Origin of the sequence: Longispora sp. NPDC051575, assembly GCF_040681875.1 — a bacterium.
Lineage (GTDB): Bacteria > Actinomycetota > Actinomycetes > Mycobacteriales > Micromonosporaceae > Longispora.
Window position 1 is genome coordinate 418,358 of sequence record NZ_JBFAZP010000008.1, and the last position, 22,163, is coordinate 440,520.

Consider the following 22,163-nt stretch of genomic DNA (forward strand, 5'->3'; position numbering starts at 1 on the left):
GACTTTTCGATTGTTACGGAGACACCTGGTCCGCCGCGCGACGGCCGATCACGGCGCGGGTCCACCGGCCCAGCCCGAGCGCGTCGGCGAACCCGAGATCGGCCGCCGTGTCCACGTCCCGGCGCAGCGACGGCCAGTCCCCGGAAAGGGCCACCGCGCCCGACCGGACATGGGCGGCGGCGGAACCGGGACCGAACAACGGGTCCAGCGGCCCGGCGGAGGCGAGCAAAGTCGTGCCGGTGCCCGCCGCGTCGGTGACATGGCAGCGCCGGTGGCCCAGCGCGGCGGCGAGCGCGGCGGCCAGCTCGGCGGGGCGGAGCGCGGGCAGGTCGGCGGTCAGCGCGGCGGTCGGACCGGTCCGGGGGCCCAGGGCCGCCTGGCCGTGCCGGATCGCGGTGTTCAGCCCGTCTTCGCCCGGGAGCCCCCCGAGGCCGGCAGCCATCCCGCGCAGGTCGGCCGCCAGCTCGCCCGGGTCGGCGGTGACGAGCACCCCCGGCGGCAGGGCCGCGCGCAGCTCCTCGTCGTCGGTGACCACCAGCACCCGCCGGACCGCCGCACACGCCACCACGGCGGCGACGGTGTCGAGGGCCAGCGCCCGGGCCAGATCCTCGTGCCGGGCCCACGGCACCGCGCCGCGCAGCCGGGACTTGCCGAGCGCCGCCCGCTTGACCGGCACGACCACCGACCACCACGGGCCGCCGCCGGGGGTGTCGCGGCCGGCCGGACGGGGGCCGGGGACCAGGGGGCCCAGATCGGGACGGGACACTCCGGCAGGCTACCCCGCGATGGACAGCGGGCCGGCGATGGCGGACGATCAGCAGGCAGACAGGGAAACAGGGAGGTTGCGGATGGGCCGCAGGCTGGGGTTCTGGCGACGGTTGGCGGTGAGCGCGGTCAAGCCGTCGGTGCTGGCGCTGACGCGTCGGGACTACCGGGGCATGGGCCACATTCCGGCGACCGGCCCGGCGATCCTCGCGGCGAACCACATCTCCCAGGCCGACCCGTTCGGCCTCTCCCACTACGTCTACGAAGCCGGCCGGTGGCCCCAGTTCCTCGGCAAGGCGAGCCTGTTCCACCTCCCGGTCGTCGGCCCCTGGATCCGGGCCATCGGCCAGATTCCCGTGTACCGCAACACCGCCGACGCCTCCAAGGCCCTCTCGGCGGCGGAGGCGGCCCTGGACCGGGGCGAGATCGTCATCTTCTACCCGGAGGGCACGGTCACCCGGCACCCGGAGTACTGGCCGATGCGGGGCAAGACCGGCGTCGCCCGGCTGGCCCTGACCACCGGCGCCCCGGTGATCCCGATGGCCCAGTGGGGCCCGGAGCGGATGTTCGACCCGGTGACCCACAAGGTCGGGCTGCGGTTCCGCAACGACCTGGCCATCGTGGCCGGCCCGCCGGTCGACCTGAGCCGGTGGCGGGACTCGCCGCTGACGACGAAGGTGCTCCAGGAGGTGACGGACGAGATCATGTACGCGATCCGGGACCTGTTGCAGGACATCCGCGGCGGTCACGCCCCGGAGTTGTATTCCCCTCAGAACAAGGGCGGCCACGCGTGAAGACTGTCGTCATGAGTGCTGGTTCGTTCGGCACCACGTTCGCCAAGGTGCTCGCGGACGCCGGCAGCGACGTGACCCTGTGGGCCCGCCGGCCCGAGATCGCCGAGCGGATCAACCGGTTCCACGACAATCCCGACTATCTTCCCGGGGTCGTGCTGCCGGCGGCCATCACGGCCACCGACGACGCCGGGGCGGCACTCGACGGCGCGGAGCTCGTCGTCCTCGCGGTGCCGGCGCAGGCGTTGCGGGACAACCTGGTCGCCTGGCGGGACCTGATCTCGCCCACCGCCACCGTCGTGAGCCTCGCCAAGGGCATCGAACTCGGCACCGGGCTGCGGATGAGCCAGGTGATCGCCGAGGCCGCCGGCCTGTCCGCGGACCGGATCTGCGTGCTCACCGGCCCCAACCTGGCCCCCGAGATCGCCGCCGAACAGCCGACCGCCTCCGTGATCGCGTGCGAGGACCCGGCCCGCGCCGAACTCGTCCAGGACGCCGTCGCCAACGGGTACTTCCGGCCCTACACCAGCGCCGACGTGATCGGGTGCGAACTGGGCGGCGCCGTGAAGAACGTCATCGCGCTCGCGTACGGCATCGCCACCGGCATGGGCCTCGGCCACAACACCAAGGCCACGCTCATCACCCGGGGGCTCGCGGAGACCGCCCGGCTCGGCGCGAAGCTCGGCGCGGACCCGATGACGTTCGCGGGACTGGCCGGGCTCGGCGACCTGTTCGCGAGCTGCTCCTCGCCCCAGGCGCGCAACCGGGCGTTCGGCGAGGTGCTCGGGCGGGGCGCGACCCTGGCGGAGGCGCAGGCCGGTACCCGTCAGACGGTCGAGGGTGTGAAGAGCTGCCTGGCGATCCGGGACCTGGCGCGCGGCTGCGGGGTGGAGATGCCCATCACCGAGCAGGTCGAGCAGGTGTGCCACGAGGGTGTGGATCCGCGGAAGGCGCTGGCGGCGCTGATGGGGCGCGAGACCAAGCCGGAGTAGCCGGGGACCGTGCTTCCGGGCCGGGGCGTGAGGCCTGGCGGGCCTTTCTGATCAGAGGAGACACCGTGGAGTACAGGGACGGGACCCTCGCGGTCCGCGCCGGCCTGCCCGAGCCCGTGCCCGGCCAGCCCTTCCTGCCCGGCCCGGTGTTCGCGGGCCCGTACCACCTCGACCCGGTCACGGGCCCGGCCGCCGCCCCCGACGCGTACGGCCGGGAGACCAACCCGACCCTGGGCCGGCTGGAGTCCGCGATCGCCGAGCTGGAGGGCGCGGCCGGCTGCCTGGTGTTCGCCAACGGGATGGCCGCCGTGTCCGCCGCGATGCTCGCCCTGACCCGCCCCGGCGACGCGGTCACCGTCCCCGCCGACGGCTACTTCGGGGTCCGGCTGTTCGCGGACGCCGACCTGGCCCCGCGCGGGGTCGAGGTCCGCGCGATCCGGACCGACGGGGAGCACGACTTCACCGGCGTCCGGCTCGCGGTCCTGGAGACCCCGGCGAACCCGAGCATGGCCGTCTGCGACCTCGTGGCGCTGTCGGCCCGGGCGCACGCGGCCGGCGCGCTGGTCGCCGTGGACAACACGATGGCCACCCCGCTCGGCCAGCGGCCCCTGGACCTCGGCGCGGATCTGGTGGTCGCCTCGGGCACCAAGGCGCTCACCGGCCACTCGGACCTGCTCCTCGGGTACGTGGCCAGCAACGACCCCGACCTGCTGGCCACCCTGCGGTCCTGGCGCAGCCACACCGGCGGCCTGCCCGGGCCGTTCGAGGCGTGGCTGGCGCACCGGTCCCTGGGCACCCTCGACCTGCGGCTGGCCCGGCAGAGCGCCAACGCGGCGGCCGTACACGGATTGCTGGCGCGGCGGCCCGAGGTGACGAACCTGCGCTGGCCCGGCACGGACCCGGTCGCCCTGCGCCAGATGCGCCGGATCCCCGGGGTGCTGGCCTTCGAGCTGCCCTCGGCCGCCCACGTCGGCGCGTTCCTGACCCATGCGCGCCTGGTGCACCCCGCGACCAGCTTCGGCGGGCTGCACACCACGGCCGACCGCCGGGCCCAGTGGGGCGAGGACGTGCCCGAGGGCCTCGTGCGGCTGTCGTGCGGGTGTGAGGATGTCGACGATCTTCTCGCCGACCTCGCGACCGCCCTGGACCGCGCAGCCGGGTAGATTGACTCTCCGTGAACAGCGCGCGGAAGATCAGAGTCGCGGTCGTCTTCGGCGGTCGGAGCACGGAGCACGCCATTTCGGCAGTCAGCGCGGGCAGCGTGTTCGCCGCGCTCGACCCCGACGAGTTCGAGGTCGTGCCGATCGGCATCACCCGCGAAGGTCACTGGGTGCTCACCCAGGGCGATCCGGCGGACCTCGCGATCGAGGGCCGGGAGCTGCCCGAGGTGACCGGCGACTCCGGTGCGGCCGTGGCACTGTGGGGCGGCGGCGCCGTGGTCGCGCTGGAGCCCACCGCCGGCATGCCCGGTCTCGCGGACATCGACGTGGTCCTGCCGCTCCTGCACGGCCCGTACGGCGAGGACGGCACCATCCAGGGCCTCCTGGAGATGGCCGGCGTGCCGTACGTGGGCGCGGGTGTCTTCGCCTCCGCCGCCGGCATGGACAAGGAGTTCACCCGCAAGCTGCTGGCCGCCGAGGGGCTCCCGATCGGCCCGTGGACCGTGCTGCGGCCCGGCCAGGAGTTCGACGAGGCCGACAAGGAGCGCCTGGGCCTGCCGGTGTTCGTGAAGCCGGCCCGGGGCGGTTCCAGCATCGGCATCTCGAAGGTCACCGACTGGGCCGACCTGGACGCCGCGATCGCCAAGGCCCGCGAGGCCGACCCGAAGGTGGTGATCGAGGCCGGGATCGTGGGCCGCGAGGTCGAGTGCGGCGTGCTGGAGGGCGAGCACGGCGGCGCCCCGGAGGCGAGCCTGTGCTCGGAGATCCGGATGGTGCGCAGCGTGTCGGGCTGGTACGACTTCGACACCAAGTACCTGGACGACGCCTGCGAGTACGACCTCCCGGCGCACCTGCCCGCCGAGGTCACCGCGAAGCTCCAGGACTACGCGGTCCGGGCCTTCACCGCCCTGGACTGCGCCGGCCTGGCCCGGGTGGACTTCTTCGTGACCCCCGAGCTGGAGGTCTACATCAACGAGATCAACACGATGCCGGGGTTCACGCCGATCTCGCAGTTCCCGCAGATGTGGGCGGCCTCGGGGCTGGCGTACCCGAAGCTGGTGTCGCGGTTGATCCGGACGGCGTTGCGGAAGGGCACCGGGCTGCGTTAGTCCCGGCGAGCCCCGGTGTCACCGGGCCGTGGGGCCCGCCGTCCGTGGGGCCTCGTTCAGGCACGCGGCCGGGGGCGTGGCCACCGCCGGCACGGCCGCCGCGACCGAGGAGGAGAACGCGGAGATGAGTTCCCCCTGGTACGCCGTCGGAATGCTCACCCGCACCGGTGTCACCCGGTCCACGGTGTGGAAGACGTTCGCGTCCTTCGCCTGCTCCCCGTACCAGCACACGCCGTTGAGCGGGAACAGCGTGCCCGTCGGGGGGAACGTCGTCGCGGGCCCGCCGCAGGCCAACGTCACGGCCGGCTCGCCGTACGCGGCGGTCTGCCCCGCGTTGCCGGTCACGGGCCGGCGCGGCAGGTCCCCGAAGGTCGGCGGCAGCCCCTCCACCAGGGCCCGGCAGCGCGCGATGTCGTCGCCGGCCAGGGGCAGGGCGGGCACGGAGACCCCGGTGCTGGGCACGGCCGTGGACGTGGGGCGCGGCTCGGGGGTGGCCTGCCGGCTCGCGAACCACAGCGCGGCGACGCCGACGGCGACGGCTACGGGGACTGCGACGAACGTGGCGGTGCGCGCGGCGGCCCGCCGGTCGGGATCGGTCACGCAGGCTCCTCGGGTACGACGCCCGGGGTGGACCTACAGATGCACCACCGAGCACGTGAGTGTCCGGGTGATCCCGGGGACCGCCTGCACCTTACTCACCACCATCTTGCCCAACTCGTCCACGGTCTGGGCCTCTGTGAGGACCACCACGTCGTACGGGCCGGTGACGGCGTCCACCTTCGCGACGCCGGGGACGTCCACGATCGCGGCGGCCACGTCCCTCGCCTTGCCCACTTCGGTCTGGATCAGGATGTACGCCTGGACCACGACACGACTCCTTTGCCGTCGACGCACAGGGTATGAACTGTGAAACTACCGCAGCGGGGCAGGATTCGGATCGCAGAGCGCAGGGGAGTGCGGAAATGACAGTCGCCAAGACGGGGGAGTTCGGGTTGATTGCCCGAATAACCGCCCGATTGGGTACCGGACCGGGAGTGCTCCTCGGACCCGGTGACGACGCCGCGCTCGTGGCGGCCCCGGACGCCCGTGTCCTCGCGAGCACCGACGTCCTCGTCGAGGGCCGGCACTTCCGCCGCGACTGGGCCAGCGGCAGCGAGATCGGCCGCCGCGCCGCCGCCGCGAACCTCGCCGACATCGCGGCCATGGGCGGCCACCCGACCGCGCTGCTCGTGGCCCTGTGCTGCCCGCCGGACCTCGACGTCGCCTGGGCCGAGGAACTCGCCGACGGGCTCGCCGCCGAGGCCGCGCTCGCCGGGGCCGTCGTCGTCGGCGGCGACATCTCCGCCAGCCCCGTCCTGACCATCGCCGTCACCGCGCTCGGCGACCTGCGCGGCGCGAAACCCGTGCTGCGCAGCGGCGCCCGCCCCGGCGACGTCGTGGCCGTCGCGGGCCGGCTCGGCTACGCGGGCGCCGGCCTGACCATCCTGTCCAGAGGCTTCCGGTCCCCGAAACTCCTGGTCGACGCCTACCGGCACCCCGAGGTGCACTACGCCGCCGGCCCGCAGGCCAACGCGTTGGGCGCGACCGCGATGCTCGACATCTCCGACGGGCTGCTCGGCGACCTCGGCCACATCGCCACCGCCAGCGGCGTCGCCATCGACGTGCAGCGCTCCGCCCTCGACGTGCCGGCCGCGATGGTCGACGCGGCCAAGGCACTCGGCGTGGACCCCTACAGTTGGGTACTCGCCGGCGGCGACGACCACGCGCTCGCGGCCACCTTCCCGCCGTACGCGGACCTGACCGACGACTGGCACGTGGTCGGCCGGGTCAGCCACGGCGGCGGAGTGACCGTCGACGGCCGCAGGTACGTGGGCCAGAAGGGCTGGGACCACTTCCGATAGGGTTGTTGACTGTGAGCGATCTTGTCTTCCGCGCCCTGTCGTACACCGATCCCGTGGTCCAGCGGCTGCTCGAGGAGATCTACCTCGACCAGACCGAGCGGTACGGCGGCCCCGACGCGGCGTCCGTCGACCCCGCCGAGTTCGCGCCGCCGCGCGGGGACTTCCTGACCGCCTGGCAGGACGGCGAGCCGGTCGGCTGCGCGGGCTGGCGCTCCGAGGCCGGCGACGACGCCGAACTCAAGCGGATGTACACGGTGCCCGCCGTCCGGGGCCGGGGCGTGGCCATCGCGCTGCTCGGGGCCGTGGAGGACAGCGCCCGGGCCGCCGGCCGGACCCGGCTGATCCTGAACACCGGGCTCAAGCAGCCCGAGGCGATCAGCCTGTACGAGAAGTGCGGCTACGACCCGATCGAGCCCTACGGCCACTACAAGGACTACCCGAACGCCGTGTTCCTGGGCCGCGTCCTCTGACCTCCGGCCCGGGGCGCGCCTCCGGGCACCGCGCGCGGGCCGTTCCACCGGGCTCCGACGCCGGATGCCGGCGCGGGGGCCGAATGCCCGCAGCGCGCTGGCCGGGGCCGCTCCCCGTCGGGGTCAGTGCGAGGCGCCGAAGTCGACGTCCTTCGTCTCGACCGTGCCGGCGGTACGCCCGGGAGCCGTCTGGTACGTCCAGTACAGGTTCGTGTGGGCGATCACCTGGGCGACCGGCGGCGCGCCCCAGGCCGACTTGTCGCCCGCGGTGTGCGCGTCGCTGACCAGCGTCGCGTCGTACCCCCGGGCGAAGGCGCCGTGCAGCGTCGACCGCACGCACGCGTCGGTCTCCGCGCCGACCACCACGAGCCGCCCGACCCCGAGCCCGGCCAGTACGGACTCCAGCGTGGTGTCCTCGAAGGAGTCGCCGTAGCTCTTGCCGACCAGCGGCTCGGCCGGGTCCGGGGTCAGCTCGGGGACGATTTGCCAGCCGTCGGTGCCCTCGACCAGCTCCTCGTCGTTGTGCTGGACCCAGACGACCGGCACCCGCTCCCGCCGGGCCTGGTCGACCAGACCGGCGATGTTCGCGACGACCGTGTCGCGCCCGTGCGCCCCCTCGACGACGCCGGCCTGCACGTCGACGACGAGGAGCGCGGTGTTCGGCCGGTTCTCGAGTGTGGTCATGGTCTTCCTCCGCTCCCGTGGGACATCTGCCCCGCCACCGTATCCCGGCCCGCCGACAACGCCGACCCGTCGGCGGCGTGACCGCCGCGTGGTCCCCGGCCAGGGCCTTTGCCGGCGGCGGAGTGCCTCCGGACACCGGCCACCGCTCACCGTAATCAGATGATGCTCTTGTGGTTGGGGGTGCCGGTCAGCGTTCGTCCGGGAGGTCCGTCACGGGCAGGGGTTCCAGGGTGAACTGGGTCCGCAGCCAGGGCAGCATGTTGCGGTAGGTGACCGGGGTCTGCGGGCGCCCGAAGTCGTGGGACAGCACGATCGTGCCCGGCCGGACCAGGGTGCGCAGCCGCTTGGACATGAACGCGACCATCGCGTCGCCGGTGCCGTGCTGGTCGTCCTTGTAGCTGAGGTCGTCGATGTCCCAGAAGATGGAGTTCATGCCGAGGATCGCGGCGTTGTCGACCAGCCGCTTGGTGAACTTGCCGTAGGGGGCGCGGAAGTACCGGATCCGGGCCCGGGGTTCGGCCTCGTGGATCGCGTTGTTCGTGTCGGTCAGGTCGCGCAGCATCTCCGGGTCGGGCAGCACGCCCAGGTCGTCGCGGTGCTGCCACGAGTGGCTGCACACCGTGTGGCCCTCGGCGACGATCCGGCGGACCAGGGCCGGATACTCCTTCGCCCGCTTGCCGACCAGGCAGAACGTGGCCCGCACGTGGTTCTGCTTCAGGGTGTCCAGGAGCGCGGGGGTGTGCACCGGGTCGGGGCCGTCGTCGAACGTCAGCGCCACGGACGCGTTGCCGGTGCCCTGCAGTGAACCGCCGGGGCCGATCGGCTTGCCGTTCAGCGCGGGGGCGAGGTTGCGGCGCTGCGGGCCCGGCGGGGAGGTGCGTGCACCCTCCGGCGTGGGCCGCGGGGTGGCCGGCAGGGGCGAGCCGGGAGGGGCCGAGCTGGTACCCGACGACGGGCCTGGCCTGGCCTCGGGGGTCGGTAGTGGTCCGCAGCTGGTCAGTGCGAGCCCCAGGAACACGGGGATGGCGACGAGCAGGACCCTCGGGTGAAGGGGGCGCACGAAAAGCAAGAGTACTGTAAAAAAATCCGCCCGCCACCCCAGTTGATCAAGGGGTGGCGGGCGGATGGGAAGCGAAAACTAGGCGCGCGTGACCTTGCCGGCCTTGAGGCAGGAGGTGCACACGTTGACCTTCTTGGTGTTGCCGCCACCAGCCGGGGTACGCACGGTCTGGATGTTCGGGTTCCAGCGGCGGTTGGTCTTCTTCTTCGACCAAGGCACGTTGTGGCCGAAGCCCGGCCGCTTGTCGCAGACGTCGCACACGCTAGACATGATTGTTCTCCTGGATCAGTCACTTCCGGCCGCGCGTTGGTCGCAGCAAGACACGGTCGCCCGGGGTGCAGGGCAACCCGGCAAGGTTACCTGACAGGGGGGCGGAACTTCCAATCCGGGTCACGGTCTTCCCCGCGGACCGGACAGCAGGTCACGAAACACACACCGGGATCTCCGCTAGGGTAACTAGTCGTGCTGGACAGTCTGGACGCGGGTGCGGTGCGCCGCTGGTGCGCCGCCGCGCTCGCGGCGCTCCGCCGGCACCAACGCGAGATCAACGACCTCAACGTGTACCCGGTGCCCGACAGCGACACCGGCACCAACCTCGTGTTCACCCTCGACTCCGCGCAACGGGCGCTCCTCGCCGAACCGGAGCTCGCCGAACTGGGCAAGGTGCTGCACTGCATGGCCCGGGGCGCCCTGCTCGGCGCGCGCGGCAACTCCGGCGTGATCCTGTCCCAGCTGCTGCGCGGGATCGCCGACGCGCTCTCCGCCCGTCCGGACGCCCGGGGCCGGGCGCTCGCCGGGGCGCTGCGCGCGGCCGTGACCACGGGGTACGCGGCCGTGTCCACGCCCGTGGAGGGGACCGTGCTGACCGTGGCGCGGGCCGCCGCCGACGCCGCCGAGGAGTCCGACTCCGACGACCTGGCCGCCGTGGCCTCCGCCGCCGCGCTCGGGGCCGAGGTCGCCCTCGCGCACACCACCGGACAGCTGCCCGCCCTGGCCCGGGCCGGCGTGGTCGACGCGGGCGGTCGGGGGCTCGTCCTGTTCCTCAACGCCCTGGTCGAGGTCGTGACCGGGGTCGCACCCGCCCGCGCGCCACTCGCCCGGGTGGCCGCCGACCCGACCCTGCTGCTCACGGCCCGCGAGGCGGGTTCGCAGGAGTTCGCCTACGAGGTGCAGTACCTGCTCGACGCGCCCGACACCGGGGCGCTCCGCGACATCCTCTGCGACCTCGGCGACTCCGTGGTGATCGTCGGCACCGGGGACGGCTCGTGGAACGTGCACGCGCACGTCAACGACGTCGGCGCCGCGATCGAGGCCGGGGTGGAGGCGGGCCGGCCGTACCGGATCCGGGTCACCCGCTTCGAGGACGAGCCGCCGACCGCCCGCAGCGTCGTCGCGTTCGTCGAGGGCGACGGCCTGCGCGAGCTGCTCGCCGCCGAGGGCGTCCTGACCAGCACCGACGGGGTGACCGGCCCCGTGATCGCGCTCGGTACGCCCCCGGCCGGCTGGAAGGGGGACCGGGTCATCCCGCTGCGCTCCCCGGTGCAGGCGCTCGCCGCGCTGGCCGTGCACGATCCGGGCCGGGCGTTCGACGACGACGTGATCGCGATGGCCGAGGCGGCCGGCGCCTGCCGGTACGCGGACGTGACCGTCGCCACCCGCGACGCCATGACCATCGCCGGGCCCTGCCACGCGGGCGACATCGTCGTCCTCGTCGACGGGGAGGTGAACCTCGTCGGGCACGACCTGGCCACCGCCAGCGTGACCGTGCTCGACCGGGTGCTCGCCGCCGGCGGCGAACTCGTCACCCTCCTCCTCGGCGCGGACGCCCCCGACGACCTGGCCGCCGAACTCCTCGCCCACCTGGCCCGCAAGTGGCCGTTCGTGGAGGCCCGGGCCTATCCGGGAGGACAGTCCCAGCCACTGCTGATCGGGGTCGAGTAGATGGAGAAGGCGACACTCGCCACCCCGCTGAAGGGCATCGTCGGCGCCGCCGCCGGGCCGCTGGAGAAGGCGCTCGGCCTCAGGACCGTGGGCGACCTGCTGCGGCACTACCCCCGCCGGTACGACGAGCGCGGCGAGCACACCGACCTCGCGGCGCTGGAGATCGGCGACCAGGTCACCCTGATGGCCCAGGTGCAGCGGGTCACCGCCAAGCAGATGAAGCAGCGCCGGGGCAGCATCCTGGAGGTGCTGATCGGCGACGGGATCCGCACCGTCACGGCCACCTTCTTCAACCAGCCGTGGCGGGAACGCGAACTCAAGGTCGGCAAGTGGGGCCTGTTCGCGGGGAAGGTCACCGAGTTCCGGGAGAAACGGCAGCTCAACGGCCCGGAATACGTCCTGCTCGACCCCGACGACGAGAACGCCGCGAACGAGATCGAGGAGTTCGCGGGCGCGATCATCCCGGTGTACCCGGCGGCGGCCGGCCTGCCCACCTGGACCATCTCGCGCTGCGTCCGGCTGGCCCTGGAGATGGTGGCCGCCCCGCCCGACCCGCTGCCGTCCGACCTGCGCGCCGCCCGCAAGCTCGTCGGCCTGGACACCGCGCTCCGCGACATCCACCGGCCGTCGACCAAGGAGGCCCTGTACGCGGCCAAGAAGCGCCTCAAGTGGGACGAGGCGTTCGCGTTGCAGGTCACGCTCGTGCAGCGCAAGCAACGGGCCGCCGACTGGCCCGCCAAGGCCCGGCCGGGGCGCGCCGACGGGCTGCTGGCGGCGTTCGACAAGTCGCTGCCGTACACGCTGACGAACGGGCAGGTCCAGGTCGGCGACGAGATCGCCGCGGACCTGGCCGCCGAGCACCCGATGCACCGGCTGCTCCAGGGCGACGTCGGCGCCGGCAAGACCCTCGTGGCGCTGCGGGCCATCCTCCAGATCGTCGACTCCGGCGGGCAGGCCGCGCTGCTGGCCCCCACGGAGGTGCTCGCCGGGCAGCACCACCGGGGGATCGTGGAGCTCCTCGGCCCGCTGGCCGCCCGCGCCGACGAGAAGGCCCTGGCCGGGATGCTCGGCGACACAGACCACGCGGGGGGTACCGGCGGCGCCGGCCGGCTCGGCGTCGAGCTGCTGACCGGCTCCCTGGGCGCCGCCGCCCGCCGCCGGGTGCTCGCCGGGCTCGCGGCGGGGGAGACGGGCCTGATCATCGGTACCCACGCGCTGCTCTCCGAGGGCGTCGACTTCGCCGACCTGGGCCTCGTCGTCGTGGACGAGCAACACCGGTTCGGCGTGGAACAGCGCGACATCCTGCGCGCCAAGGCCGACCAGCCGCCGCACACCCTGGTCATGACGGCCACCCCGATCCCGCGCACCGTGGCCATGACGGTCTACGGCGACCTGGAGGTGTCCGCGCTCACCGAACTCCCCGCCGGCCGGTCCCCGATCGCCACCCACGTGGTGCCCATGGCCGACCAACGCTGGCTGGACCGGGGCTGGGCCCGGATCCGCGAGGAGGTCGGCAAGGGCCACCAGGCCTATGTGGTGTGTCCCCGGATCGGCGACGAGGAGCCCGGTGGCGCGACCGACCGGCGGCCCCCGCTCGCGGTCCTCGACGTGGCCCCGGAACTCGCCGAGGGCCCGCTCAAGGGGCTCGGCGTCGGCATCCTGCACGGTCGGATGGCCGCCGAGGACAAGGACGCGGTGATGCGCGCCTACGCGGCCGGCGACCTCGACGTCCTCGTCGCCACCACCGTGATCGAGGTCGGGGTCAACGTGCCCAACGCGACCATGATGGTGATCCTCGACGCGGAACGGTTCGGCGTCTCCCAGCTGCACCAGCTGCGCGGCCGGGTCGGCCGGGGCAGCGCCCCCGGGCTGTGCCTGCTCGTCTCCGAGGCCGTGCCGGAGTCCCCGTCCGGGGAACGGCTCGCGGCCGTGGCGTCCACGACGGACGGCTTCCGGCTCGCCGAACTCGACCTGGAGCAGCGCCGCGAGGGCGACGTGCTCGGCGCGGCCCAGTCGGGGAAGCGCTCGGCGGTGCGGCTGCTGTCCGTCATCAAGGACGCCGACCTGATCACCGAGGCGCGGGCCGCGGCGACCGAGCTGCTGGCGACGGACCTGGAACTCGAACACCATCCGGTACTGGCCGCCACGGTGGCGACGCTGGTGGCGGAGGACCGCGCGGAGTACCTCGAGAAGGGTTGAGGCTCTTCGGGGTGTGCGGTCCCCCGGCCCCCGACACGAAGAAGGCCCCGCCGGAGCGGGGCCTTCCTCACGTGCGGGTGGTTACGCGGTGAACGTCGTCCGGCGGCGGCGGGCCGACACGAACAGGAAGCCACCGACGGCGAGCAGCAGGGCCGCCACGCCGGTCGCGACGCCGATCGAGGCACCGGTGACGGGCAGGTCGCCGCCGCCCGGCTTGGTCGCGGTGCAGGACGCGTCCGGCGAGTACGCCAGGTTCGTGACCTTCTCGTCGATCGTCACGGTCGCCGTGAGCCCGGCGGTGCCGGCCAGCACGAGGTCCTTCTTCTCACCGGCGGCGAGCTTGACGACCTCGGACTTCTTGTCGCCGTACTCGACGGTCGCCGTCACGCTCGGCAGGCCGCCGACCGGGTTGGTGAGGGTGATCGTCAGGTTCTTGCAGTCCGAGGTGCCGGCGACGGTCGGCGCGGCGCAGTCCCGGGGGGCCGTCCAGTCGCCCGCGTACAGCTCCTTGGTGCTCTTGCCGTCGGCGCTCTTCACGCCGGCCTTGATGCCGGTGGCCTTCGCGGCCGGGATCGTCAGGACCTTGACCTCGCCGGCCTTGAGGGTGACGTTCTCGGCGTAGCCGCCGGCGGCGGTGACGACGAAGACGGCGTCCAGGGTGGCGTCCTCGCCGTTCATCAGGGTCAGCGCGACGCTGCCGTCACAGGCCGGCAGGGCGTTGACGCTGGGTACGGCGGCACACGCGGTGTCGGGGCCGGAGTAGTGGTCCAGCAGGTACGGCAGCGGCTTGCCCTTGCCGCCCTTCTTGGTCAGCGGCGCGCCGACCTTCGCGTTCGTACCCTGCGCGGAGACGTCGATGCCCAGCTCCGGGTTGGTCAGCTCGGCGCTGATCAGCAGCACCTCGACCATGCACGCGGGGACCTTGACCGACAGCGAGACCGACTTGTGGGTCGGGTCGATGAACTTGCCGTCCACGTCGAACACGAACGACGGGTCGTCCGGGCTGTCGGCCGGGGACACGAACGAGATCAGCGTGAAGGGCTGCTTGTCGCCCTCGCACAGCGGCAGGTTGCCCTTGAGGGTGACGGTCGCCAGACCCTTCGGCCCGTCGAACGTGTGGCTGTACTGGGCCTTGGACGCCTTGACGCACGTCGGGACCGTCTTCTTCTTGCACACCCCGTCGAACGTGATCTTCGGCTGCTTGTGCTTGCGGTCCGGGAACGTGACCGAGTACTTGTCCGGCCAGCTCACCTTGAGGCCCAGCGTGGCGTCCTTCGCGGTGCCCGGCACCGTCTGCCTGCCGGCGACCGAGCCGTTCTGCTTGCCCGAACGGGCCGGCACCGAGAGCGCGTCGAAGACGACGTCGGACGGCGCGCCCTTGACGTCACTCAGGGTGGCGGCGGTGCGCCAGTCGTTGTCGACGGTCCAGGTGACGATCCAGTTGCCGGTGGCGCTGTCGCACTCTGCCTTCGGCTTGACGGCCGAGTCGTGCGCGCTGGCCGGGCTCGCCAGGGCGAAGGTCGCCACGGTGCCGATCAGCGCGGCGCCGACAACCGCCCCGAGGCGGCGGAGGGTTCGCTTCAAGGTGGGACTCCAGGGGAAGATCGAGGGGTGCCGGCGGCCAGTGCTCGCCAGGCTCGCGGAGAGTAACGCGCTGTGGCCGCGAGGACGAAACACGCGTGTACCGTCAGAACGCAGAACGAATAAGGCCGGAAAGGACTCACCCGATGACCCGGATCGTCGCCGGAGCCCATGGCGGACGACGGCTCGCCGTCCCCGACGGGCAGGACACCCGCCCGACCTCGGACCGGGTGCGCGAGGCCCTGTTCAGCGCGCTCGAGAGCCGGATTGGCGTTGATGGCTCCAGATTCGCCGACCTGTACGCGGGCTCCGGCGCGATCGGCCTGGAGGCGTACAGCCGGGGCGCGGCCCACGTGCTGCTGGTCGAGGCGGGTGCCCGGGCCGCCCGGACCATTCGTGACAACATTGTGACCTTGCGCGCCACGGGCTCGGTGGAGCTCATGGTCTCCAAGGTCGACCATGTCGTACAGAGCGCCCCTCCGGCCCCCTACGACATCATCTTCGCCGATCCGCCCTATGCGGTCACCGACTCCGAAGTGGCCGGCATGCTGGCCGGACTCGTGCGGCACGGCTGGCTGACCGAGGGCGGCGTGGTCGTCGTCGAGCGGGCCAAGCGGTCGGCCGAGCCGGAGTGGCCGCCGGGGCTGGTGGCGGACAAGCCGCGGAAGTACGGCGACACCACTTTGTGGTATTCGCGTCATGAGGCCGCCGCCGAGGAGTCCGAACCGGTGTGACGGTCCGGCGGCGCCTCGGGGGGAGCGCGCCGGACCGTCGCCCGGCCCCGGTCTTTGGTACGGTCCGCCTCGTGAATCGTGCTCTCTGTCCGGGATCCTTCGACCCGGTGACCAAGGGACATCTCGACATCGTCGAGCGGGCCAGCCGGCTGTTCGACGAGGTGGTGGTGGCCGTCGCCGTCAACCAGGCGAAGGCGGGCCTGTTCGCGCTGCCCGAGCGGCTGGAGTTGCTGCGCGAGACCACCGCGCGGTTCCCGAACGTGCGGGTCGACTCCTTCCAGGGCCTCGTCGTCGACTACTGCACGGCGAACGGCGTGTCGGCCATCGTCAAGGGGGTGCGGGTCGCCGGCGACTTCGACTACGAGCTCCAGATGGCGCAGATGAATCTCGGACTCGCGGGGGTGGAGACACTCTTGATGGCCACCAATCCGCTCTACTCTTTCATCGCGTCCAGTCTCGTCAAGGAAGTGGCGAAGTGGGGCGGTGACGTCTCGGCCTACGTGCCGGACGTGGTCGCCGCGCGGCTGGTCGACAAGTTCGCTCAGGCTTAGGGGAGGCGTCAGGTGGACCCGCTCGACCGGATCGACGAATTGGTCACGTACGTCGAGGCTGCGCGCTCGATGCCGATGTCGCGCAGCAACTGCGTGATCGAGCGCTCCGAGATGATCGCCCTCCTCGACGAGCTGCGCGGGGAGCTCCCGGCGGACCTCCGGCGCTCCCAGGCCCTGCTGGAGGAGCGCGACAAGATCATCAACGCGGGCCAGCGGGAGGCCGACCGGATCGTCTCGGAGGCCGAGGCGGAGCACGCGCGCCTGGTGTCGCAGAACGAGATCACCGTGTCCGCCGAGCACGAGGCGTCCCGGCTGGTGTCGGAGGCCCGACAGGAGGCGCAGCGGCTCCGCGACGAGGTGGACGACTACGTCGACACCACCCTGGCGAACTTCGAGCAGTTCCTGACGAAGGCGCTGGCCGCGATCGAACGGGGCCGCGACAAGATGCACGCTCTGCGCGAGATCGGGTCGTTCACCCCGGATGACGGGGATCGTCCGCTTCCGTTCTAGTTTCGTATGGGGGGCTCCGCGAGGCGGTTCCCGGCTCCGGGCCGAGTTGGGTGCCGGCGCACTGGTCAGGTAACCTGGTTCGTCGGCCTATCCGGGTCGAGATTCTTCGACGCCCGCAGACGGAAGCATGTCTACTCATCTTGATGCCAAAGCACCGCTGGTCCTGGACACCCGGGAGCTGCCGCGGAGCCCTGGCGCCATGCGTGAGTTGCGTCGCACCGTCCCGGCGCCGGCGGATCTCGGCGTGGAGCTGATCGGCGTTCCCGCCGGTTCCGAGCTCACGCTCGAGCTGCGGTTGCAGTCCGTCTCCGAGGGAGTCCTCGTGAGCGGCACGGCGACCGTGTCGCTCGAGGGCGAGTGCGGCCGGTGTCTGCGTCCGATCGTGACCACGAAGGCGGTCTACCTCTCGGAGCTGTTCGCTTACCCGGACAGCACCACGGCGGAGACCACCGACGAGGACGAGGTCAGTCGGATCGAGGGTGACCTGATCAACTTCGAGCCGACGCTGCGGGACACGGTGGTGTTGGCCCTGCCGACCAATCCGGTGTGCCGTGAGGACTGCCCAGGCCTGTGCTCCGAGTGCGGAGTGCACTGGGACGATCTGCCTGATGACCACAGCCATGAGGCGGTTGACCCACGCTGGGCCGCGCTTGGCAAGATCAAAGCATCTGAGGAGTAGAGACGTGGCCGTTCCGAAGCGCCGCATGTCGCGCAGCAACACCCGGTCCCGCCGGGCCAACTGGAAGGCCCAGGCGGTCTCGACCGTGGCGTGCCCGCAGTGCAAGTCGGACAAGCTGCCGCACGCGGTCTGCCCGACCTGTGGCACGTACAACGGCCGCCAGGTCGTCGAGGTCTAAACACCTCTCCGTAGTTTTCGGGGTTGTCCACGCGCAGAGATGCGCGTGGGCAACCCTTAACTTTTTACCCATGCCGGTAATGTCCCTTTTGGGAATCCGCTACTGCACGAGAGGGGACCGATGGCCGCCCATCACCGACCAGCGCTGAGTCTGTTGGAAGCCGCGTTCGGCGTGCGACTCGAACAGAGCCTGGTCGAACGGGCGCTGACCCACCGGTCGTATGCCTACGAGAACGGCGGCCTGCCGACCAACGAGCGGCTGGAGTTCCTCGGGGACTCCGTGCTCGGCGTGGTCGTCACCACCGCCCTGTACCTGAACCACCCCGACCTGCCCGAGGGCCAGCTCGCCAAGCTCCGGGCGAGCGTCGTGAACATGCGCGCCCTCGCCGAGGTCGCCCGGGACCTGGGCCCGAACGGGCTCGGCGAGTACCTCTACCTGGGCAAGGGCGAGGAGGCCACCGGCGGCCGGGACAAGTCGAGCATCCTCGCCGACACCCTGGAGGCCATGCTCGGCGCGATCTACCTGGAACACGGGCTGGAGGTCACCACCGGCGTGATCCACACCCTGTTCGACCCGGTGATGGAGGCCGCCTCCCAGCGGGGCGCGGGCCTGGACTGGAAGACCAGCCTCCAGGAGCTGACCGCGACCCACGGGTTCGGCGTGCCCGAGTACCTGATCGCCGAGGAGGGGCCGGACCACTCCAAGACGTTCACGGCGTGGGCGGTCGTCGCCGGGGAGCGGTTCGGGGCCGGGGGCGGTCGGACCAAGAAGGAAGCCGAGCAGCGGGCCGCCGAGCTCGCGTGGCGGGACCTGTCGGACCGGACGCCGGTCACCGAGTAGGCGCGGGAGGCCGTACCCGTCGTGGGTGCGGCTCTTCTCTCTTCACGGGCCCGGGGTGCGGTGGTGCTCCGGGCATCGTCGCCGGGCGGCCCGCCGTTCCGGTGGCCCGGGGTGCCGCGTCGACCAGCGACGCGGCCGGGCACGGTCCCGGGGTCGGCGGCCGGGTGGCCGGGTGTCGCACAGCAGTGCGAAACTCGTCACATGCCTGAACTCCCCGAGGTCGAGACCATCCGGGCCGGACTGGACCGCTGGCTGCCCGGCCGGTCCATCGCTGCCGTCGAGGTGCTGCACGCCCGATCGGTGCGCAACCACGAGCCCGGCCCGGACCACTTCGCCGCCCTCCTGAAGGGCCGGACGATCACCGGCACGGCCCGGCGCGGCAAGTACCTGTGGCTGCCGCTGGACTCCGGGGACGCCCTGCTGTGCCACCTGGGCATGTCCGGCCAGTTCCTGCTCAAGCCGGCCGCCGAGCCGGCCGAGAAGCACCTGCGGGTCCGGCTGTCCTTCGCCGACGACCAGCCGGAGCTGCGGTTCGTCGACCAACGCATCTTCGGGTACCTGGACTATGCCGACGGCGGCGCCGAACTGCCGGCGAGCGTCGCGCACATCGCCCGCGACCCGCTGGACCCGCTCTTCGACGACGCGGAGTACAGCGCCCGGCTCCGGCGGAAGAAGACCGAGGTCAAGCGGTCCCTCCTGGACCAGACGCTGATCTCCGGGATCGGCAACATCTACGCCGACGAGGCACTGTGGCGCTCGCGGCTGCACTGGGCGCACCCGGTGGCCGAGTTGTCGGAGGAGAAGGTCGCCGAGCTGCTCGGCCACATCCGGGACGTGCTCGCCGAGGCCGTGACCCAGGGGGGTACGAGCTTCGACTCGCAGTACGTCAACGTCAACGGGCAGGGCGGCTACTTCTCGCTCGTGATCAACGCGTACGGCCGCGAGGGCGAACCCTGCAAGCGGTGCGGCGACCCGATCCGCCGGGAGCCGTGGATGAACCGCTCCGCGTACTCGTGCCCGACCTGTCAGAAGCCGCCCGGGGCGTGAGGCCGGTCGGCGGCGCGGCGGGTCGGAAGCCGGCCGCCGCGAGCGTGGCTCGGAAGCCGGCCGCCGTGAGGGTGGCCCGGAAGCCGGCTGCCGCGACGGCGGGTCGGATGTCGGCTGCCGGGAGGGTGGCTCAGGAGCCGGCCGCCGCGCGGTAGTGCTCCTCGTGGGCGGCGAGCCAGGGGCCGAGCGCGTGCCGCTCCAGGGCCCGCCGCCGGGCGCGCAGCCCGAGCTGCCAGCGCGCCGCCGGGTCGGCGAGCAGCCGGTCGCGGGCCGCGCGCAGGCCGGCGGCGGGCACCACGAGCCCGGCGTCGCCGACCAGCTCCGCGACCCCGTCGCCCGCCACCGCCACCACCGGCAACCCGGACATCATGGCCTCCACCAGGGGGAACGACACCCCGCCGGTGGCCTCGACCACAGTGGCCCGCGCGTAGTGCGCGGAGCCCAGGGGAGCCCCGCCGCCGACCCGCACGACGGACGGCACGTCGGGTTCGGCGCGCCGGGGCGGGTAGTCGGTGGGGTCGAGCACCGGGCGCGGGTCGAGGGCCCGGTGCGCCCGCTCGCGGCACAGCCTCCCGAAGGGCTCACCCCGATCGACCCCACTCAGCAGGTACGGCGTCCCGCGCCGCCAGCTCTGCGCCAACGCCGCGAGCCCCGCCCGGACCCCGATCGCGTGCACGACGTGCACCGGGGGCAGCCGCAGCGCGAGGGGGCGCAGCGCGTCGTGCAGGGCGGCGGCCTCCTCGACGGGCAGCGACTCGGCCCCGAGCGCGTCGAGCCGGACCCCGCCGAGGGGGTGCGGGCCGACGACCGGTCTGATCGGGCTGTCCCCGCAGCCGTCTTCGGGGCCCGACAGCCCGGACAGCATCCGCAGGCCGGTGGTGAGAAGGCGGTGGTCGGCGTCGGCGGCGGGGCGGAGACCGGGCGAGGACCGCTGGCCGGATCCGAAGTCGGATCCAAAGCCGGAGTCGGGGTCGAAGTCGAAGCCGGGGTCGAAGTCTGAGCCGGGGTCGAAGTCTGAGCCGCAGCCCGAGCCCCAGCCCGAGCCGAAGCCGGGGCCCGCGCCGGGGCCGGATCCGAAGCTGAAGTCGGCGCTGAAGCCGGGGTCGGATCCGGAGCCGGTGTCCGTGGCCCGGTGGTCCGCGCGCGGGTATCCCCGGCACACGTGCCGCGCGGCCGTCTCCCGGATCCCCCAGTAACCCGTCCGCCCGGACGTCCCGGACACCCCCCGGCCGCGCTGCCGCCAACCGCTCCCCGCCGACCCGGCGCCCGGGCGCGGCGTTCCGGCACCGGTCCGGCCGCCGACCGGCAGCTGGTGCGGCACGTGGGTCCGGGACAGCACGTTGCCGGGCAGCGCGCCCCGGGCCGCCCACACCCGGTCGGGCAGCGGGACCGGTTCGTCCAGGGTGACCAGGTGGAACTCGTGCCGGCGGAGCCCGCGCAGCAGGTCGAGGACCTCGTGCCCGACCCGGTCGACGAGGAGTGCCACCCGCAGCATCAGAGGGTCGTGGCCACGTCGTGCGGGCGGCGCTGGCGGGCGATCCGCAGGCCGGCGGCGGTGGCGGCCCACGCGGACCCGACGATGTCGTCCAGGGTGCGCCGGGCCCGCCAGCCGAGCCGGTCCCGGATCCGCGCCGGGTCGGCCACCGCGCTCGGCGGGTCGCCGGCCCGGGGCTCCCCGACCTCGTACGGCAGCGGGTGGCCGGTGGCCCGTTCCACGGCGGAGATCAGGTCGAGGACGGACACGCCGACCCCGCGGGACACGTTGAACGTGTCGGCGGCCAGGTCGCCGTCCAGCAGGGCCCGCACGGTGGCGACGTGCGCGTCGGCGATGTCGGCGGGGTGCACGTAGTCCCGGACGCAGCTGCCGTCGGGGGTCGGATGCCCGGTGCCGTGCACGGTGGCCTTCCCGCCCTCGGCGGTGGCCCGCAGCAGCCGGGGGAGCAGGTTGTCGCCCCCGGTGTCGGCGAGTTCGGGGGCCCCGGCGCCGGCGACGTTGAAGAACCGCAGGATCGCGTGCCGCAGCCCGGCGGCGGCCCCGACGTCGCGGATCAGCCACTCGCCGGCCAGTTTCGTCCGGCCGTACGGGCTCCCGGGCCGGGTCGGCGCGTCCTCGGCGTACGAGTCGCCGGTGCCGTAGACGGCGGCGGTGGAGGAGAACACGAGGTGCGGGGTGCGCTGGTCGACCATCACCTCGAGGAGGTCGGCGAGGGTGTCGAGGTTGCCCCGGTGGTACCCGAGCGGGTCGTCGAAGGAGCCGGCGACGTTCTTCAGGGCTGCCAGGTGTATGACTCCGCTCACGTGGTACCGCACGAGCGTGTCACGGACCGTCACCCGGTCCCGGACGTCGGCGCGGATCAACGGCACGCCGGGCGGCAGCCGCGCCGGCCTCCCGGCGGACAGGTCGTCCAGAACGACGACGCGCAGGTCAGCACCCATGAGCGCGCGCACGACGTGCGCACCGATATACCCGGCTCCACCTGTCACCAGCCATGCCACACCTCTTACAACGAAGATCACACGCTGTAAGTGTATGTTTGTCAGACTTGGGACAGTTAACCGTTACAGAGTTGAGCCAAGGTGACTCACCTTAACTTGACTTGCAACGGGGTGCGGTGGACGATATAGAGGTCGCTAGTCGCGCCCACGTGCGCCTGATATTCGGCGGCGAGGCGCGGGTCTGGCCCAACTGGCACATCTGCACTCAGCGACATTTATTCATCAAGGAGATGCTATGGCGAAGGCCCTCTATGGCCACGTCGGTAGCCTGCCCGATCGCCGGCTGCTCGACGAGGTCACCAAACTGCGTGCGACGGTACATGCGCTGGAGTTCGAAATGACCCGCTTGCGGGCCGAGAACGACCGGCTGGCTGCCGCGGTATCTACGGAGGAGGAGCTGTTGCGCCTCTCCGAGCCGGTCATGGCCTGAGGCCACCCGACGCACGCCCTACCGCACCACACAGCAACACCGGTC

Annotated in this window: 25 protein-coding genes; 16 read left to right on the plus strand and 9 right to left on the minus strand. The window is 72.6% G+C overall.

The window, feature by feature from the left end; all coding sequences use genetic code 11:
- Positions 1 to 13 precede the first annotated feature (13 nt).
- Positions 14 to 742 (minus strand): 2-phospho-L-lactate guanylyltransferase, encoded by a 729-nt coding sequence (gene cofC / locus AB0M43_RS26055; RefSeq protein WP_363728572.1) that lies wholly within the window; start codon positions 740 to 742, stop codon positions 14 to 16.
- A 106-nt stretch (positions 743 to 848) separates the two neighbouring features.
- Between cofC and AB0M43_RS26060 the strand changes: the two genes are divergently transcribed.
- From AB0M43_RS26060 to AB0M43_RS26075, 4 genes are all read left to right on the plus strand, one after another.
- The gene (locus AB0M43_RS26060; RefSeq protein ID WP_363728376.1) at positions 849 to 1,559 is read left to right on the plus strand and encodes a lysophospholipid acyltransferase family protein; all 711 of its coding nucleotides are present in this window, start codon (positions 849 to 851) and stop codon (positions 1,557 to 1,559) included.
- 11 nt (positions 1,560 to 1,570) lie between these two features.
- Positions 1,571 to 2,548: an NAD(P)H-dependent glycerol-3-phosphate dehydrogenase gene (locus tag AB0M43_RS26065; protein ID WP_363728377.1), complete on the plus strand. Its 978-nt coding sequence runs from the start codon at positions 1,571 to 1,573 to the stop codon at positions 2,546 to 2,548.
- 65 nt (positions 2,549 to 2,613) lie between these two features.
- Positions 2,614 to 3,711, plus strand: coding sequence for a cystathionine gamma-lyase (locus AB0M43_RS26070; protein ID WP_363728378.1), 1,098 nt, complete (start codon positions 2,614 to 2,616; stop codon positions 3,709 to 3,711).
- Positions 3,712 to 3,722: 11 nt separating this feature from the next.
- Complete coding sequence (locus tag AB0M43_RS26075) at positions 3,723 to 4,817, plus strand: D-alanine--D-alanine ligase family protein (protein WP_363728379.1); 1,095 nt, start codon at positions 3,723 to 3,725, stop codon at positions 4,815 to 4,817.
- 18 nt (positions 4,818 to 4,835) lie between these two features.
- On the opposite strand, the gene AB0M43_RS26080 is transcribed toward AB0M43_RS26075, so the two are convergent.
- Together AB0M43_RS26080 and AB0M43_RS26085 are read right to left on the minus strand one after the other, a co-directional pair.
- A complete protein-coding gene (locus AB0M43_RS26080; protein WP_363728380.1) occupies positions 4,836 to 5,417 on the minus strand; it encodes a DUF3515 family protein in 582 nt (193 codons plus the stop codon).
- A 33-nt stretch (positions 5,418 to 5,450) separates the two neighbouring features.
- Entirely contained in the window at positions 5,451 to 5,684 is a 234-nt protein-coding gene (locus AB0M43_RS26085; RefSeq protein ID WP_197007534.1) for an Lrp/AsnC ligand binding domain-containing protein, read from the minus strand.
- A 95-nt stretch (positions 5,685 to 5,779) separates the two neighbouring features.
- Here AB0M43_RS26085 and AB0M43_RS26090 point away from each other — a divergent pair, with 95 nt between their 5' ends.
- The gene (locus AB0M43_RS26090) at positions 5,780 to 6,718 is read left to right on the plus strand and encodes a thiamine-phosphate kinase (protein ID WP_363728381.1); all 939 of its coding nucleotides are present in this window, start codon (positions 5,780 to 5,782) and stop codon (positions 6,716 to 6,718) included.
- 11 nt (positions 6,719 to 6,729) lie between these two features.
- Entirely contained in the window at positions 6,730 to 7,188 is a 459-nt protein-coding gene (locus tag AB0M43_RS26095; RefSeq protein ID WP_363728382.1) for a GNAT family N-acetyltransferase, read from the plus strand.
- Between the two features lie 123 nt (positions 7,189 to 7,311).
- Here AB0M43_RS26095 and AB0M43_RS26100 read toward each other — a convergent pair whose 3' ends face one another.
- The 3 genes from AB0M43_RS26100 to rpmB all read right to left on the minus strand — a co-directional run bounded on the left by AB0M43_RS26100 (position 7,312) and on the right by rpmB (position 9,202).
- Positions 7,312 to 7,872 (minus strand): isochorismatase family protein, encoded by a 561-nt coding sequence (locus AB0M43_RS26100; RefSeq protein WP_363728383.1) that lies wholly within the window; start codon positions 7,870 to 7,872, stop codon positions 7,312 to 7,314.
- Between the two features lie 187 nt (positions 7,873 to 8,059).
- Positions 8,060 to 8,932, minus strand: a complete 873-nt coding sequence (locus AB0M43_RS26105) for a polysaccharide deacetylase family protein (RefSeq protein WP_363728384.1) — start codon at positions 8,930 to 8,932, stop codon at positions 8,060 to 8,062.
- A 78-nt stretch (positions 8,933 to 9,010) separates the two neighbouring features.
- Complete coding sequence (rpmB, locus tag AB0M43_RS26110) at positions 9,011 to 9,202, minus strand: 50S ribosomal protein L28 (RefSeq protein ID WP_197007537.1); 192 nt, start codon at positions 9,200 to 9,202, stop codon at positions 9,011 to 9,013.
- Between the two features lie 192 nt (positions 9,203 to 9,394).
- On the opposite strand from rpmB, the gene AB0M43_RS26115 reads away from it, so the two are divergent.
- Together AB0M43_RS26115 and recG are read left to right on the plus strand one after the other, a co-directional pair.
- Positions 9,395 to 10,873, plus strand: coding sequence for a DAK2 domain-containing protein (locus AB0M43_RS26115; protein WP_363728385.1), 1,479 nt, complete (start codon positions 9,395 to 9,397; stop codon positions 10,871 to 10,873).
- A complete protein-coding gene (gene recG, locus AB0M43_RS26120; RefSeq protein WP_363728386.1) occupies positions 10,874 to 13,072 on the plus strand; it encodes an ATP-dependent DNA helicase RecG in 2,199 nt (732 codons plus the stop codon). It begins immediately after the preceding gene.
- Between the two features lie 81 nt (positions 13,073 to 13,153).
- On the opposite strand, the gene AB0M43_RS26125 is transcribed toward recG, so the two are convergent.
- On the minus strand, positions 13,154 to 14,656 hold the full coding sequence (locus AB0M43_RS26125; protein ID WP_363728387.1) for a hypothetical protein: 1,503 nt from the start codon (positions 14,654 to 14,656) through the stop codon (positions 13,154 to 13,156).
- Positions 14,657 to 14,799: 143 nt separating this feature from the next.
- Between AB0M43_RS26125 and rsmD the strand changes: the two genes are divergently transcribed.
- From rsmD to mutM, 7 genes are all read left to right on the plus strand, one after another.
- Positions 14,800 to 15,387, plus strand: coding sequence for a 16S rRNA (guanine(966)-N(2))-methyltransferase RsmD (gene rsmD / locus AB0M43_RS26130; RefSeq protein WP_363728388.1), 588 nt, complete (start codon positions 14,800 to 14,802; stop codon positions 15,385 to 15,387).
- A 71-nt stretch (positions 15,388 to 15,458) separates the two neighbouring features.
- Positions 15,459 to 15,938: a pantetheine-phosphate adenylyltransferase gene (gene coaD / locus AB0M43_RS26135; protein WP_363728389.1), complete on the plus strand. Its 480-nt coding sequence runs from the start codon at positions 15,459 to 15,461 to the stop codon at positions 15,936 to 15,938.
- Between the two features lie 12 nt (positions 15,939 to 15,950).
- Positions 15,951 to 16,448, plus strand: coding sequence for a hypothetical protein (locus tag AB0M43_RS26140; protein ID WP_197007543.1), 498 nt, complete (start codon positions 15,951 to 15,953; stop codon positions 16,446 to 16,448).
- 127 nt (positions 16,449 to 16,575) lie between these two features.
- Positions 16,576 to 17,127, plus strand: coding sequence for a YceD family protein (locus tag AB0M43_RS26145; protein WP_363728390.1), 552 nt, complete (start codon positions 16,576 to 16,578; stop codon positions 17,125 to 17,127).
- Between the two features lie 4 nt (positions 17,128 to 17,131).
- On the plus strand, positions 17,132 to 17,305 hold the full coding sequence (gene rpmF / locus AB0M43_RS26150; RefSeq protein ID WP_363728391.1) for a 50S ribosomal protein L32: 174 nt from the start codon (positions 17,132 to 17,134) through the stop codon (positions 17,303 to 17,305).
- Between the two features lie 120 nt (positions 17,306 to 17,425).
- On the plus strand, positions 17,426 to 18,145 hold the full coding sequence (gene rnc, locus AB0M43_RS26155; protein WP_363728392.1) for a ribonuclease III: 720 nt from the start codon (positions 17,426 to 17,428) through the stop codon (positions 18,143 to 18,145).
- Between the two features lie 201 nt (positions 18,146 to 18,346).
- On the plus strand, positions 18,347 to 19,192 hold the full coding sequence (mutM, locus tag AB0M43_RS26160) for a bifunctional DNA-formamidopyrimidine glycosylase/DNA-(apurinic or apyrimidinic site) lyase (RefSeq protein ID WP_363728393.1): 846 nt from the start codon (positions 18,347 to 18,349) through the stop codon (positions 19,190 to 19,192).
- Positions 19,193 to 19,322: 130 nt separating this feature from the next.
- Here the strand turns inward: mutM and AB0M43_RS26165 are convergent, their stop codons facing one another.
- Together AB0M43_RS26165 and galE are read right to left on the minus strand one after the other, a co-directional pair.
- Complete coding sequence (locus AB0M43_RS26165) at positions 19,323 to 20,678, minus strand: glycosyltransferase (RefSeq protein WP_363728394.1); 1,356 nt, start codon at positions 20,676 to 20,678, stop codon at positions 19,323 to 19,325.
- A gap of 8 nt (positions 20,679 to 20,686) precedes the next feature.
- A complete protein-coding gene (galE, locus tag AB0M43_RS26170; protein WP_363728395.1) occupies positions 20,687 to 21,709 on the minus strand; it encodes a UDP-glucose 4-epimerase GalE in 1,023 nt (340 codons plus the stop codon).
- Between the two features lie 214 nt (positions 21,710 to 21,923).
- Here galE and AB0M43_RS26175 point away from each other — a divergent pair, with 214 nt between their 5' ends.
- On the plus strand, positions 21,924 to 22,118 hold the full coding sequence (locus tag AB0M43_RS26175; RefSeq protein WP_197007549.1) for a hypothetical protein: 195 nt from the start codon (positions 21,924 to 21,926) through the stop codon (positions 22,116 to 22,118).
- Positions 22,119 to 22,163 lie beyond the last annotated feature (45 nt).